The sequence below is a fragment of the uncultured Dysgonomonas sp. genome (assembly GCF_900079725.1).
Lineage (GTDB): Bacteria > Bacteroidota > Bacteroidia > Bacteroidales > Dysgonomonadaceae > Dysgonomonas.
In genome coordinates, this window is sequence record NZ_LT599032.1 from 4,793,946 (window position 1) to 4,809,334 (window position 15,389).

At 38.8% G+C, this 15,389-nt stretch carries 9 protein-coding genes; 6 read left to right on the plus strand and 3 right to left on the minus strand.

Annotation, left to right across the window (positions count from 1 at the left end):
• Positions 1-67 precede the first annotated feature (67 nt).
• Entirely contained in the window at positions 68-457 is a 390-nt protein-coding gene (locus QZL88_RS19530; RefSeq protein WP_296944265.1) for a VOC family protein, read from the minus strand.
• Between the two features lie 126 nt (positions 458-583).
• Between QZL88_RS19530 and QZL88_RS19535 the strand changes: the two genes are divergently transcribed.
• Positions 584-1,156 (plus strand): Crp/Fnr family transcriptional regulator, encoded by a 573-nt coding sequence (locus QZL88_RS19535; protein WP_296944268.1) that lies wholly within the window; start codon positions 584-586, stop codon positions 1,154-1,156.
• 127 nt (positions 1,157-1,283) lie between these two features.
• Here QZL88_RS19535 and QZL88_RS19540 read toward each other — a convergent pair whose 3' ends face one another.
• Together QZL88_RS19540 and QZL88_RS19545 are read right to left on the minus strand one after the other, a co-directional pair.
• A complete protein-coding gene (locus tag QZL88_RS19540) occupies positions 1,284-4,613 on the minus strand; it encodes a sugar-binding domain-containing protein (protein WP_296944271.1) in 3,330 nt (1,109 codons plus the stop codon).
• A gap of 237 nt (positions 4,614-4,850) precedes the next feature.
• The gene (locus QZL88_RS19545; protein WP_296944273.1) at positions 4,851-7,433 is read right to left on the minus strand and encodes a hypothetical protein; all 2,583 of its coding nucleotides are present in this window, start codon (positions 7,431-7,433) and stop codon (positions 4,851-4,853) included.
• 599 nt (positions 7,434-8,032) lie between these two features.
• On the opposite strand from QZL88_RS19545, the gene QZL88_RS19550 reads away from it, so the two are divergent.
• The 5 genes from QZL88_RS19550 to QZL88_RS19570 are packed head-to-tail and all read left to right on the plus strand — an operon-like array spanning position 8,033 to position 15,327.
• Positions 8,033-9,316: a carbohydrate-binding protein gene (locus QZL88_RS19550; protein ID WP_296944276.1), complete on the plus strand. Its 1,284-nt coding sequence runs from the start codon at positions 8,033-8,035 to the stop codon at positions 9,314-9,316.
• 14 nt (positions 9,317-9,330) lie between these two features.
• Entirely contained in the window at positions 9,331-12,336 is a 3,006-nt protein-coding gene (locus tag QZL88_RS19555; protein ID WP_296944278.1) for a TonB-dependent receptor, read from the plus strand.
• A 20-nt stretch (positions 12,337-12,356) separates the two neighbouring features.
• The gene (locus QZL88_RS19560) at positions 12,357-14,084 is read left to right on the plus strand and encodes a RagB/SusD family nutrient uptake outer membrane protein (protein ID WP_006797909.1); all 1,728 of its coding nucleotides are present in this window, start codon (positions 12,357-12,359) and stop codon (positions 14,082-14,084) included.
• Positions 14,085-14,101: 17 nt separating this feature from the next.
• Entirely contained in the window at positions 14,102-14,485 is a 384-nt protein-coding gene (locus QZL88_RS19565) for a hypothetical protein (RefSeq protein WP_296944280.1), read from the plus strand.
• Positions 14,486-14,490: 5 nt separating this feature from the next.
• Positions 14,491-15,327 carry a hypothetical protein gene (locus tag QZL88_RS19570; protein WP_194223041.1) on the plus strand — a complete coding sequence of 279 codons (837 nt, stop codon included), beginning with the start codon at positions 14,491-14,493 and terminating at the stop codon, positions 15,325-15,327.
• Positions 15,328-15,389 lie beyond the last annotated feature (62 nt).

A 15,389-nucleotide genomic window follows, 5' to 3' on the forward strand; every position in this document is an offset into this window, starting at 1 on the left:
AGGTCAAATTTTGTATAAAATTCACAACTTAGGTATATCTTCGATTGTAAAGAATCCCTTCCATGCATTAAGCTATTATCTCAACTATATTGCCCTCAGGGTCTGATATTACGCTCTCATAATAACCGTCACCTGATGTTCTGGGCTCCCCTTCTATTGTATGTCCATCTTTACGAAGGAGTTCCGTTAGTTCATTGACAGCTTCTTTGCTACCTACCGTGATGGCAAAATGTGTATTTCCCATAATTAGTCCCCTGTTTCCGGGGTTACTTGAAATATCGGGACGGTTCATCAATTCTATCCGGCATCCTCCATCATTAAATTTTATAAAATATGAGGTGAAATTTTTTTTCGGATTAAAATATTTTTCATTGGATGTTGTGTCAAAGTATTTAAGATAAAATTCACGCATTCGTTCAATATCTTCGACCCATATAGCTAAATGTTCTATTCTCATAATATATTTACTGATGATTATTGTTACCCAAAGGTACATGATGAATTGATTTTATGAAATGACGAGCGTCAATTTCGTAAAGTGTACCGGGAATAGTTATCTTTAAGGTGTTTAATTGAAGTAAATATGATCGGTGTAGCAGAGAAGTTCGCAAAGAGCTATGACGTGGTTTTATCGCAAGAGGCCATGAGGGAGTTGGACTCAATACTTATTCGGAAAACATATCTGAAAGAAACGATTGTGTTGAACCTCCATATGGTCTGTACGGATATGTATATTGTTGAGGCAGGTATGGTCAGGCAGTTTTATTATAAAGACGGACGAGATATATCCGAACATTTCTCTAGCGAAGGGGATGTGGTGTTCTGTATAGAAAGCTTATTTTTGAAAGAGCCGACTACTTTACTGATGGAAACAATAGAGCCTTCTGTTATCTATCATTTGAATTATAGCCTGTTTCAGCAATTGTGCGATCGATATGCAGATATCAACAGATTGTATCGGCGTATCGTGGAACAAGACCTGATAGTATCGCAGCGTAAGGCTGATTCATGGAGGTTTGAGAGTGCACGGGAGCGGTATGAACGTTTCTGTCGTGAATATCCGGAAGCTGCCCGCAGGGCTTCTGTGGCACATATTGCTACTTATTTACTGATGACTCCGGAGACATTGAGCCGGGTCCGTTCCGGAACTTTATAAGTTTCTGATGTCTGTTAAGATATATACGGGAGGCATTGTTGTATTCATAATATAAAACAATCCTGCCTGTAATGGTGAGAGCAGGATTGTTTAAATAACATTGAAATTGTTCTTATTATAACTGAAATTATCTTACAACAGAAGATAATACTTGTTTCATAAAGTTTTTATCAGCAGAATTGAAGCGTATATTTGTCTTTATCTGGAAATCATTCTTTGGATTTACAAGTTTTATTATCATATGGTTCCAACCTTTGTCAAGCATAATGTTGGAGATTTTACTCTCTTCTTTTCCTGTAATTTCCATAGAAGCTATCTGCTGATTATTCAGATAAACCGTAATACCCCCCTCTAATCCTACATACATATCCATACTTGGCATATCCGGCTCAGCCAGCAGATTGCTTAAAGAACGGGGACTATATATCCAGAAACTCATATACGACACAGGTATTCTGTCTCTTTCGGGTTTGGCTAAAGTAAAGACTCCATCGTTATCACTGGTGGCAACTTTCCAACTCTCATTATCGGATATGGTGTTTAGTTGCGGCACAACAGACGATTCACCATCAATAAAATCGGTAGATAACAACTTGTCGATGCTCTGGGAATTTTTACTTAAAGGTCCAAGCAACAGTGTACGGTGCAATCGGGCATCATTACTGAGGGCTTGCATGTTCTTTATATTGTCATTTGATATGGTAGCCCCCAGGTTAGTCAATATCTTTGTCAGTAGAGAGGTTGTTTCCATTGAAATTTCGCTCAGGTCTAATGAGGAAATGATAATCTGGGCGCTTCCTGATTCTATAGAAGCAATTACGATATCAGAACCTTTAGCTTCGCGTTCGCTACGAAAAACATTTCCCGTCTTAGATGTTTCCGCTTGATAATTCCAACGCTGCCAATCTGTATTACAAGCTCTCAGGATAATGTTTGCTTTCATAACGAAATCACCCGACAAACCATAATGCATAGCTGTTTTTCCTCGTGGAATCAGTTCAGAGAAATAGAAATCGGAATGATTTAATCCTTGCAGAAGTAAAGGATTCCCTTCTTTCAGGAAAGATGTAGCCTGTCTGTCTTCTAAAGTCACAGGATATGGCACAAATTTATTAATAAAGTCTATTGATTGTCTGTTAATACCCATTACAAATATTTTTGCTCCGGCTTCGATCGCTTTCTGTATTTTAGACAACAGGTTATCGGTTAAATTATTGCCGTCGACTATAACAAGGCTCTTATTGGTCACTTTCCCGTCTGTAAGAATTTTTAACCCCATGTTTTCTAAATCTTCTTTTAGTTTAGAATTTGGAGAGGTGTATACTATGATTGCATCTGCCGGATTTACTGTCTTTTCATTATCAGTACTGTCTTTTATCTTTCCACTATATGGAAGCATAGGTGTAGCGTTTGCATTCCGTACAGCTTCGAATAATGGCCATGTACGGTATAGTGGTAGTGAGGCGTCGTACCCCGGATTCAGTGTTGTTGTATATGGCCCCAACCTTTCAGGCTGCATACCATATGCTCCTTCTTCGAATCCAAAGAAAATTCCATCTTCGGATACAGGTGGATGTTTTGTATTTTTTAGTCCCAGTTCGAGTGGTTGCAAAGCGTACCAGGCCATATTGAATATAGAGCTGTATGATGCATTCAACTCTCGTTGTGTTTTTATTAATCCATAACTCTCAATAGCAACGGCTTCCATTCGTCCCTGCATACTTTCGTATGCTCTGTTTCCATTATACTCAGAAGCTTGCTTGGGTGTTCCATAATATGCCATACTTTGTTCTCCTATGCCCCAGGGTTTACCTTCCGACGACCATTTCTTCATGCCATCTATGCCTCCATAATGTCCTATGGTTGTGGGCAGGATTGTTGGACGGTCGGTTTCTCCATCACCGGAAATCCAAGGGCGGGTAGGATCTGCTTCCATTGTAATCCGTACCCATCTGTTTATTTCATCCAGTTGCTTCTGAATAAGCGATTCCGGGGCTTTAAATACGTGCATCGCTACAGGTACAGTTTCATTACAAACACTCCAACCAAATACCGAAGCATGGTTTTTATCCCGTTTTATAAGACGACGGATATGCTCAGCGCAGCTTTCCCAATAGTTGTCACTATCAATTTTAGGGCCGCCGTCACTCGACCAAATGCCTGTTTCATCAAGTACGCATATTCCCATTTCGTCGGCAACATCCTGATAAAAACGGGGAAAGGGTTGGGCATGAAAACGTACTGCATTGGTATTGGCGTCTTTCAGCATGCTGAACCATGCCCATGCATAACGGCGGCTCATTTGAGGTACACCCATAAAGTGCCATGAGTCACCCCTTAATGAGATAGTAGTTCCATTCAGTAAAAGACGGTCGCCGGATATGGTAAACTGCCGCCAGCCGAATCTGTCTTGCTTTATGTCGATTGTCTTATTATTTTCTTTCAGGCTTACTACAGCGCCATACAGATTTGGTGAATCAGGTGTCCAATAATCTAATTCGCTAGAAACGGTTTTCTGTATGGTTATTTTAGTTACAGTATTTGCGGGTAATGTCATTTTCTTCTCTTCAGGAAAAGTAAGAGATGCTTTTGTTGCAAGCTCGCTCTTTTCTTCAGGGCTTTCATTTATTGAACGGCCGGCAAGATTATACCATTTTTTTATTTCCGTATTCAGGCTTATTGTTTTCTTTTGGGCAGAGGTATTATTAATTTCAAGTTCTATTTTTAAATTCTTGTTCTGCACATCGGGCTGAATAAAAATATCTTGTATATATACAGGATTGTATGCAAATAAATATACATCCTGCCAGATCCCGGCCATTTCTATACCCCACATGGAACCTCCTACATATGTCCGGCGTCCGTATTTTCCGGGCTCATCAAATAAACTTCCTTTAGCAACACCAACCATAATTTCATTTTCCTGTCCGATTTTGATATATGGTGTGATATCTGCTTCGAAGGGCAGGAATAGCTCGAAGTTATCCGCTACCTTTTGTCCATTCACATATACTTCGCTTTTTCCCATTACTCCTTCAAAATGGAGTATTATTTGTTTCCCGTTCCAGTCTGTCGGTATAGATATGCTTTTCTTCATCCAGCCTATCTGAGCTTTTTCCCATTTTTTAGGATAACTGGGATAGGTTATAAAATCACCGCCTTGCCCATCAGTGAAATTATTTACATTCCATGGGGACGGTATTTTTATTGGAACATCCTCTTTCTTGAATACGGTCGGGATTCGGAAATCTGCGGCTTTTGCATTATAAACGGGCATAAAATCCCATTTCCCGTTTAAACATAATTCCTGGCGATAAGGTCTTTCTTCATCATTTACTAATCCCTTTACCGGATTAAATGGAAATTTATAGTCTATCCGGGATTGTGCCAGTCCTTTATTTGTACATATCATACACAGAAGGATAGCTGCTATAAACTTTAAATAATTTTTTTTCATGAAACTGGTATTTATATAATAATTTAAGACATACAAATTCTGCAATCGGGAAAAGGCCGGACTTTTCCGGAAGGACTATACAAATAAAGCAGGAACAGATTAACGATCTGATTAACTTTTAGATAAAAAAAAGATTAAAATGAGAGGTCTTATCTATTATATATAAAAATGACATAATAAAAAAGGGCTTGTGTCTCACAAGCCCCTGAAGAAATTATATTTTATCAGAATAGTAAACTAATTTTCGAACTTTTTTTCTATCACATCTGTCAGAGAATATTTATATTGAACACCCAGTAGATTCAAATATTCTTTGCAGAAATTGTCATAAATACTTTTGGCAATCCCTTTTTTTCCCGAGTTAAACAGAATAGAGCATTTCAGATATAGAGCTTCCTCATTTATAAAATCATGTAAAAGAATTGTATCTGCAATATTAAGCTTCATATTATCATCCAGTTGATATTTTCCACTTTGCAATATATCAGTCAGAACATCTATCGTCAGATTAGAAAAATCACTTTTAAAATTATCAGTCCAGTCTGTTTCGGTATTGGGTAATAATACACCTCTCAATAGTAATTCGAGAAGGTGGTTTATCGAATCCCGGTCATCGGACTGATTTTCTTTTATTACAGAAAACAATTGCATCGCTTCAAAATAATCGCAAGTGATGCTTTTGTCAAATTTAATAGACCAAAAGCCATTCTGGCTTGCGATTTCAACTCCACCTACGCTTTCGAATATAGATCTGAGTTTACTAAAATACACATTCCTGTTTTTCTTTGCAGAAACTTCGTCCTTGTCGAACCATAGAAGCTGTATTATTTTCTTTCCGGATATACCTCTTGCATCTTTCTGTGTATATAATATGAGTAAAACGAGTAAATATTTCAGGGTAGGGGTAAACATTCCCGTGATATCATTTCCTTTATTATCTTTTACGGTAAATCCTCCGATCAGGCAGACCGATTGTTTTTCAAAATTGTAATGATTTTGTTTTTGAATAACAAACTCATCCGGAATTCTTTCTACGTCTGATTTTTTTTCCTGTACATTATCAGATGCGGTTATCTCCTTATCTCCTGTATTATCTTGTTTTTTATTTTTTATTCTGACTAACAGGACAAATACACCACAGATTATGGCAACGGATAGGATCGAAATAACAATAGGCAATATGTAATCGTTCTCACTATCGGTTTGTTTAACAACTGCCTGTTGTAAATCTGCTATATAAATCGGTGGAAAATCGAGGGAGTAAATAGAGAGTAAGGATTCCGTATCGGAGACCTTTCTGTAAAAAAGAGCAAATAGTTTTTGCTGAGAGGCTGAATAATATAGGTTAGTATATAAGAAAAAGGCTTCGAGGTCTTCATGGATAGGGTACGATATCTGTTCGAATCCTTTTTTATCAGCACTGATTTTAAACAGAGTTCCTCCGTCTTTTGTGGTAAACAGATAAAAACAGTCTCTCTCCTTATCATAAACCATGTTTTCTCCGGGCATGAAGTCTCCGTCGATATTTTCCTCTTCCCATAACTTATTAGCTTGTCCCATAATGAGATTGACAGAATAGAAGTCGTAATAATTGCGTGGAGAGAGCTCCTGTCTTCCGGATTTACTGCCACGCCCGCCAAATATATACATCTGATTGTCTACAATTGCTGAAGAGGCTGAAAATCTGGGTGAAATTTCAGATAGTTGAAACTTTTTCATGCTTCCCCCATCTGTATTCATTTTTACTAAGTCGTGGTTATATTTATAAAAACCATAGCCGCCGAAAGAATAAAGAGTAGACTCATTGGCCAGATAAACCGCAGTATTATTCATATAGCCCGGTTCTTTTACTGGTTTAGAAGAATAGCTCCAGCTGTTTGTTTCGAAAGAGAATGTCGAAGTTATATCTTCATCTAGATTATATGTAACTATGTGATTCCTAATGGTGTCGAAGTAGATCATATTTGCCACATTGGCAACCATATATCCACCTTTGGACATGATTTCTGTTTCTCCTCCGGATTTTGAGTCGAAGACAGATATATTTTTAGAATCCGGCGACACGATGTAAAACAGATGATCTTGATCGAATGTAAACTGGGAATTATCTTTGATTTTTTTCGAATATATTTTTTTCCATGACGAATAATCATCTATAATCCATTTTGGATTGGTTGCGATAGCCGGAACTTGTGAGATTGAATCAAGAGATATATTCTGATTATGTTCTTTGAGTTTCCAATAGCGGGCCAGAGTCCCGTTATGGAATATTTTAATATCCCTGATGTTAACCGAAGCAATGTCGGTAATTCCGAAATTTTCGATAGGGCAGATTCCATAAGAAATGTAGACATCTGAAGAGGATGATAGATCGTAAGGTTTAGTCAATGTCGTCGAGCCATATGACAATGTGATATCCTTGCGTTCTCTCGATAAAGTGATGCTGACAGGAACCCATTGTCCGCAGATAATTTCTTGTGATACAGTGTGGGCTACATCATTGATGGCTAAAAGAGGATATCGTTTGTCATCATCGCTGACTGTTATCATCAGATCTATGTTCTCCTTTTTATCCGTGATGATACGGAATACCACTCCAAATAAATATTCAGGGCGAATATACATCTCAAATGACATTGTAAGCTCTTTTCCCAATTTCAAGGAAGAACCATTCTCCAGAATAAATGCTGTTTTCTGAGAATCACTATCCGGATGCGATTTTATAAACAGCCCATAGTCCAATTTATTCAATTTATCTTGTGCATGTGCAGAACAAAGGCTAAATAGGAATAATAAAATCAGGAAACTTACTTTATTCATCGATTAGGTGGCTTTTCTGTATGACTAAGGAAAACTATAGTATATTGTAAAATTAAAATAATTCTTCATGTTTGCCAAAAAATAAAAAAACTAAATATAAATACATCGGTTATAAGAGTGATCCTCTATAATATTTATCTTTTTTTTATCTGTTTATTAATTATTTTATCAGCTAATGACACTTTATTTTATTTCAGGTTTCTGTTATTGATGTGTGAATTATTACTAAAATCAGAATAATGTTCTTAATTTAATAGGAGATAATGTATTTCGCAGCAACTTTTCAAAAATCAGGTTTTCTGTGTTTGAAAGTTTCTTTGATAAAAGATAATCTCAATATTTTAACCTTTTACAAAAACTATAAATCGAAAAAAAAGATTTTACAAGCCAACTTACCAGCCTTTATATGATTTTATCATAATTTTTATCTCGGCGTTGTCCTTTTTTTTATAACCTTATTAATACGCTGCGGCTATGTTTGCAGTATGATAATAATATCTGCTACACAAAATTTAAAATATGAAAAACCTGGAACTAAAGATATAACACTTGTATACTGATTGAAATTATTAATCATTTATTTAAACTTAAGTCTAACTATGAGAAAAAAGAAGATTCCTTTGATTTCGAGAATGTTTATGTTCTTGCTCATAATTCTATTGAGTTCATGTGAAGAACGTTCTTTTCCTGTATCTCCTATCGATGACCCTTATCCGTACATACCGCCAAGTGACGTAGGTATGTTAACGACAGAGTCCGGAGATGGTAGCATAAAACTAATATGGAGTGACCCGCCTGAAGATAATGTGTCGGATATAGAAATTACAAATCTGAATGACAATACATCCAAAGTGGTCTCTAAAGGGGATAAAGCTGTTGAATTTACCGGACTGGAGAACTTCGAAAAGTATTCATTCGAAGTTAAGGCTAAAAACTCAGAAAGCCTGTATTCAGTAGGAGTGGTTATATCTGCTTATCCGTTTAAACAGGACAATGTAGCACCCGGCAATGTAAAGGATGTTATTAGCTTTAAGGGAACAACCATAAAGGATGCTATACTTACATTTGCCCTTTCCGGAGACGTGGACTACTCTCATGCTGTCGCATACATTAATGGAAGTAATGAAGGTGTTGCTTCGGCGCTTCGCGGCAAGGTTATCAGGTTGAGAACTGAGGACGAAGCAGGCATCCAATCTGTTTTAATTAAGTCTTTCGACTTTTCAGGCAATGAATCTGCAGGTATCACAGTATTACCATCCGATATCCCGTTGGCGAATGTTGCCGGAGGTGATGAAGAGACTTCGGTAAGAGTTAAATGGACTCTGCATCCTAGTGTAGACTTTGTAGAAGGATATCGTGTTGCATGGGGCGACAATTTTGCAAACACCAGAACTTTAGAAAAGACCGCGACAGATTATTCTTTCCCGTTGGATGAACTGCAAAGCAACACTCAGGTGAATGTGTCTATGCTCGATGAAAATAATGCTGTATTAAGCACATATCCTCTTATTATAGACGGAAAGAGTATTCCTGGCACAGTAAGAGCGGATGCCGCAATTGCCTATAATGGATTGCAGATACGTGGCGATGGAGGCTTTGGTAATGTAGATAATAATTCGTGGGCAGAATATGAATTGAACGTAAAAGAAGACGGAGAATATCGCTTTAGTCCATATACGGGAGGGCCATCAGCGACTAAGGTGACAATATTTATAGACGGAACGGAAACTGCGATTGTAAATACTACACCTTCCGGAAATTGGGACGGTTTCATCAAGCAAACCCCATCTACGAGCTTCCATCTGACGGCCGGTAAGCATAGAGTGAAAATGGTATTCGGAGATGGTCAGAATATTCTTAAATATTACTTCAGTCAGGAATAATAAATCTAATAACAATGAGAAAAACAAAGAAAAAATATAGCAGGTTGTTGATGCTTGCCTTGATGATGATACCTATTTTCATACAAGCTCAAACAATAGATATAAAAGGCACGGTTGTAGATGAAACCGGAATTGGACTTACCGGGGCAACAATTATAGTACAAGGCAAAACCGGAGGAGTTTCGGCTGATGTAGACGGGAATTTTACAATAAAAGCTGCAATTGGTGAGCAACTGCAAATCTCTTTCATCGGATATGCAACAAAAGTTGTTGACATTAAGGATAACAAATTTCTTACTATCGCAATGGATCCCGATTCAAAGGCTTTGGAAGAGGTGGTGGTGGTAGGATATGGTCAACAAAAGAAAGCCTCGGTAGTAGGAGCTATATCTGTGGTGTCCACTAAGGAATTGAAGCAAAGTCCGACAGCGAATGTAACAAATGCCCTGGCAGGAAAGTTGCCCGGACTGGTAACGGTGCAAACAACAGGTGAACCGGGCGCGGATAATTCCGACCTCTACATTCGTGGTATCAGTACATTTACAGGAAGTCAAAAACCTCTGATACTTGTTGATGGTATCGAACGAGACTTTAAATATATGAGTGTACAGGAAATAGAGTCGATCTCTATCCTGAAAGATGCGTCAGCCACGGCAGTCTATGGAGTACGTGGAGCGAATGGCGTTGTTCTGGTAACTACAAAACGTGGGCAGGAGGGAAAGCCTCATGTCACGCTGAATGCCGATTTTGGTTTTCAAAGCCCGACACGGATGTTCGATATGGTAAATTCATATGAAATGGCCGTCCTGTCTAATGAATATCATGTCAATAATGGTAATAATCCTATATTCTCTCAGGAAGAATTAAATGCTTACCGTTATGGAACAGATCCGTATCATTATCCGAATATAAACTGGGCTGATGAACTAATAAAAAATACAGCGCCGCAACAACAATACAATCTTACAATATCGGGAGGAAATCAGACTGCGAAATATTTCGTAATGGTGGGTATGTTAAACCAGCGAGGGTTATATAAGTTCGAAAACTATAATGCTGATTTTAATACGAATATCAGCTATCAAAAATATAATTTCCGGACAAATGCTGACTTTAAAATCAGCCCTTACCTATCAGCAAAGGTCAATCTTGCAGGAGTGTTGGGTATGAAGCACCAGCCGAAAGAATCTGCAGAAACAGTGTTCGACAGAATCAGGGTGGCTAACCCGAACAGGGCTCCTATCAAAAACCCTGATGGAACATGGTCTACTCGCGAAAAGCAGAGTTTCAACCCCGTGGCTGAAATCCTGGATGGAGGTTACTCTGATCAGAAAGAAACAGCAATTACTGCAACCGTTGGTATGAAGGCTGATTTCTCAAAGATACTAAAAGGCTTATCTGCAAATATTGATTTTTCGTTCGACTTTAATAATACATTCGAGCAAAGAAGAACCAGGAGCAATGATTTCTTCCAGTTCAATGAAGACGGTACATATACAAGATTGTATGAAGGATCGAAACTTGGTTACGGCTGGGGACTCAATGTTTACGAAACCAGATATAACTTCGAACCATCTATCTCTTATGCAAATACATTTAATGATATTCACGAAGTTACCGGACTATTATTATACAACCAGTCCGAAAGGCTTATAAAAGATGATAATTCGCTCAAGCGGCTGCCATATCGCCGGATGGGGGTTGTCGGGCGTGTTACATATGGTTTTAAAAGTAAATACTTTGCAGAATTTAATGCCGGTTATAATGGGTCGGAAAACTTTGCTCCGGGCAACCGTTTCGGATTCTTCCCGGCTGGTTCCGTAGGATATCTTATATCTCAGGAAGACTTTTGGAAATCTGATATTGTAAGTTATCTCAAATTCCGTTTCTCATGCGGGCTGGTTGGTAATGATGCTATCGGTGATGTAGACCGTTTCTTATATATGAGTTTGTACAAAGATGCAGAAGGTCCTCAGTTCGGTTATCCTAACTCGGCAGGAACATCAGGCTTGGCCGAATTGAGAATGGGAAATGAGAATCTGACATGGGAAAAATCGACTAAATATAACTTTGGTATTGACTCTAAGTTCTTCAAAGATCAGCTTTCACTTACTGTAGATGCTTTTTATGAATACAGACGGGATATATTGACTTCACTAAGTACGATCCCGACCATATATGGCTTCTCCTCTATTGTTACAAATGACGGGGAAGTCAGTAATCGTGGGTTTGAAGTAGATGGTATGTGGCGCGGACGTATCGGAAAAGACTTTTACTATAATGTGGGAGGTAATATGTCGTTTGCCCGCAACAAAATAGAGAAAATACCGGAATCGCCGCAAAAATACGATTATAAGTACTCGCAGGGTAATCGTATCGGACAGCCATATGGACGGATTTCTCTCGGACTGTTCCAGTCGGAAGAAGAGATTTTAAGGCATGCCGACCAACAGAATCCGGTCAGTCCCGGAGATATAAAGTATCTGGATATAAACGGTGATGGTATCATTGACGATAATGACCAGTATCCGATTGGCCATCCGCAGGTACCTGAAATATTTTTTGGAGGAACACTGGGCTTTTCGTGGAAAGGATTCGATCTCGCTGCTTTATTCCAGGGCGCCGCAAATTCGTCTTACAATTTCCTTACAGGGCAGAATATGCCGTTCTGGAACGAAAACAATACACCTCTGGCTGTATGGATGGACAGATGGACACCCGAAAACAGGGATGCAAAATATCCCCGTATGGCAGAAAGCACTAACAACCGCCATACATCGTCTTTCTGGCAAATAGATAATAAGTATTTGCGCCTGAAGAGTTTGGAAGTAGGCTATACGATTCCAGAAAGACTAACCCGAAAAGTGGGAATAGATGTACTCAGGGTATATGCAAATGGAGTGAATCTGCTGACATGGGATAATATAAAGGTTTATGACCCTGAAAACTATGTAAAAGGTAGTGGACGTGCTTATCCGATGATGCGGGTTGTAAATTTTGGATTCAATCTTTCTTTCTAATAACTATAAAAGCAAAAATAATGAAATTCAGATATTTAATAATAGCAATTGGATTCTTCTGCACAATAAGTTGCAGTGACTTCCTTGACAAGCAAGCCAGTGAGGACATCACGGAAATGGATGCCTATAAGGATTTGGCTAATGCCCGGAAAGTATTGAATAATCTTTACTACGAGTCTACAACAGCCTTGTACAATCCCGTATCGCGCAGATTCGGGTACGATCTGGCCACAGACGACGGAGTGCAGGGATATGCCCCTATATGGCCTAAGTCATATAATCAGGGTACTATCACAGCCGACGATAATCCGAATGGTGACGACCGGGATGAGGGCACTCCTCCATCCACCAACTTTTGGAACAATTCATACAAGAAAATAAGGAAAGCAAATATCTTTATAAATAAGATCAATAGTGTTCCCGGGGATGAAAAGATAAAAAGGCGTTACCTGGCTGAGGCCCGGTTTTTAAGAGCATTCTTCTATACTCATCTGATTCGCAATTATGGTGGTGTTGTAAAATTAGACTATGTATTGGAAGATTATCAGGAAGCCCTGAATATGTCGCGTATTACATTCAAAGAGTCAGTAGACTGGGTAGTACAGGAACTAAATGAGATAGCACCTGATATACCTACATCCAATGAAATTCTTTCCACAGAATTCGGCCGTATAACCAGAGGTGGAGTTTACGCATTAAAAGCTCGCCTGCTACTCTATGCTGCCAGTCCTCTTTTTAATACATCTAGCCCTGTAATGCCGGAATATACAGATATTCAATACTACGGCAATTATGACAAAGAGCGTTGGCTGGCTGCGGCAAATGCAGCACAACAGGTAATAGAGCAAGGTTATGCTCTGTATAGGGGAGTACCAGATGAAAACGGACAGTATCCGACTAATTATACAGAACTGTTTATGAGTATATTCTGGACTGTAAACAGTGAATATGTATGGGGCTTTTATCCGAAGCAGGATAACGGATTTGTTGATGCATCCCATAACCGGAGCTGTGGAGGCTGGAACTGGACTAATCCTACGTTGGAACTGGCCGAAAGTTTTGAAATGCTGAATGGGAAATTACCGAATGAATCGGAAAGTGGCTATGAGTTCAGTAATCCCGGAAAAGACAGGGATCCACGTTTCAAAGCATCTATTCAGTATCCTAATGCCGAATATAAGACTTACAGTTTCAAACCATGGATAGGCGGGAGTGCATCACATCTTGAGAGCCAGCGCACAGGGATGTGCCGTCAGAAATGGATCGATGGCTCTACATATCCGGGCGACCCCAATAATCCGAACAGTGGTTTTATCTATCCGTATGTGCCTTATTTCCGTTTTGCTGAGATCTTGTTGATCCACGCTGAAGCATTAAATGAATATTATAATTCGCCTAACGATGTTGTATATAATGATATAAATCTTATAAGAAGACGCGTAGGCATGCCGGATTTACCCAAAGGTCTGACTCAGGCTCAGATGAGAGAACGTATCATGCGCGAACGCCGTGTCGAATTGGCGTTTGAAGACCATCGCTTCTTCGATTTACGCAGATGGGGCACGGCATATGATAAGCTGAATGGAGCGGTGCATGGCTATGATGTAACCAAAGGTCAGAATGATGGATTCTACAATAAAGTACAAATCGGGGATAAGCGGGTCTTTATGAAAAAGCATTATCTATCGCCTATTTCGACTTTCGACTTATTGTTGAATTCTAATTTACAACAGAATCCCGGTTATTAATAAAAAACAGAGATAAGATGAAAAAATTAATATATACCATATTCATCCTGGTTGGATGTATACTGCTTAACAATTGTTCTACACCGGATGACGATATTGATGCTGACCTGGCTTTGAATCAAGCTGATAAAATAACAAGATTCAGAGTTTACAAAAATATTAATGAGTTCTATGATGCGACTATATCGCATGATGACACCACCATCGTATTGTCTCTCCCTGCTAATATGGGGCTTGATAAATTACAACCTGAAGTAATCGTTTCTGAAAATGCCAAAGTTTCCCCTTCGTCGGGAGCTATACAGAGTTTTATCACACCTCCGGTTATTTATAAAGTTGTAGCACAAGATGGAACTCATATCAGGGAATATAAAGTTACAGTAAACAACAATCTTAATTAATTGCTATGAAAAAATTATTGACCATATTATTGTCACTTCTTGTATTAGCTGGTTGTAGCGACGAAGATTACCCGCTGCTGGAACCATATATATATTTTGCTGACAATGTAGATTATTATGTAGTAGATCCGGATGTGGAAGTGGCCTATACGATAACGGGAAGTTTCAGTGCCGAAGGTATGATCCAGTCTGTATCAATAGACGGAGTTCAGTACACTGAAGAAGAAATAGGAGCGGAACTCACTTCTACTTCAATATCCCATACCGTCGATCTTACGGGATTTACAGAATCCAGAACTATCCGGTTTACACTGACTGACAAAAGAGGAAAAACAACAACTCAGGATTTCCATTTTATCAAGGCGCAACCGGTTGAAACATTTGTTGTTGAACTTGGTGCTCAGAACAATAGTGTACAGGGATTCTTTCTATCGCTGACTGATTATAAGACATATTCGGTAACAGATTTCCTGAATACTCAGAAAGACGTTGAAGGTATCTGCTTCGGATATAATAAAGATAAGAAAGAGCCACTGTTGTTGTCTCCTACAGGACTGCAAATAGCTAATGTGTTGCAAGATAAAGGAAACAAGATGGTAAGTATAGGTTCTGTACCTAAAGTTGATGGGGCGGCCTTCACCAAGATGGAGAATGATGCCATCATGAAAAATCTGGTTGGAGCCTCTTTCCGCACATTCGAATATACTACTGCCCGCAACGAAACTTCGTATTTGTTTAAAACAGAATCGGGGCGATGGGGCATGTTATATGTACAGGAAATGTTGTCGGGACTTGCAGGCAACATGAAAGTGATAGTCAAAATAGAGAAAGTGGGTAATTAAATACATATCAGGAAAACAGGCTGGTACTTCGATTCTATCATACAGTATCAGCCTGTTTTTTA

Bases quoted from the DNA above. Each gene is read 5' to 3' on its own strand.
- QZL88_RS19540 (WP_296944271.1), bottom strand. From the start codon at position 4,613: ATGAAAAAAAATTATTTAAAGTTTATAGCAGCTATCCTTCTGTGTATG.
- QZL88_RS19565 (WP_296944280.1), top strand. From the start codon at position 14,102: ATGAAAAAATTAATATATACCATATTCATCCTGGTTGGATGTATACTG.
- QZL88_RS19530 (WP_296944265.1), bottom strand. From the start codon at position 457: ATGAGAATAGAACATTTAGCTATATGGGTCGAAGATATTGAACGAATG.
- QZL88_RS19535 (WP_296944268.1), top strand. From the start codon at position 584: ATGATCGGTGTAGCAGAGAAGTTCGCAAAGAGCTATGACGTGGTTTTA.
- QZL88_RS19550 (WP_296944276.1), top strand. From the start codon at position 8,033: ATGAGAAAAAAGAAGATTCCTTTGATTTCGAGAATGTTTATGTTCTTG.
- QZL88_RS19560 (WP_006797909.1), top strand. From the start codon at position 12,357: ATGAAATTCAGATATTTAATAATAGCAATTGGATTCTTCTGCACAATA.
- QZL88_RS19570 (WP_194223041.1), top strand. From the start codon at position 14,491: ATGAAAAAATTATTGACCATATTATTGTCACTTCTTGTATTAGCTGGT.
- QZL88_RS19555 (WP_296944278.1), top strand. From the start codon at position 9,331: ATGAGAAAAACAAAGAAAAAATATAGCAGGTTGTTGATGCTTGCCTTG.
- QZL88_RS19545 (WP_296944273.1), bottom strand. From the start codon at position 7,433: ATGAATAAAGTAAGTTTCCTGATTTTATTATTCCTATTTAGCCTTTGT.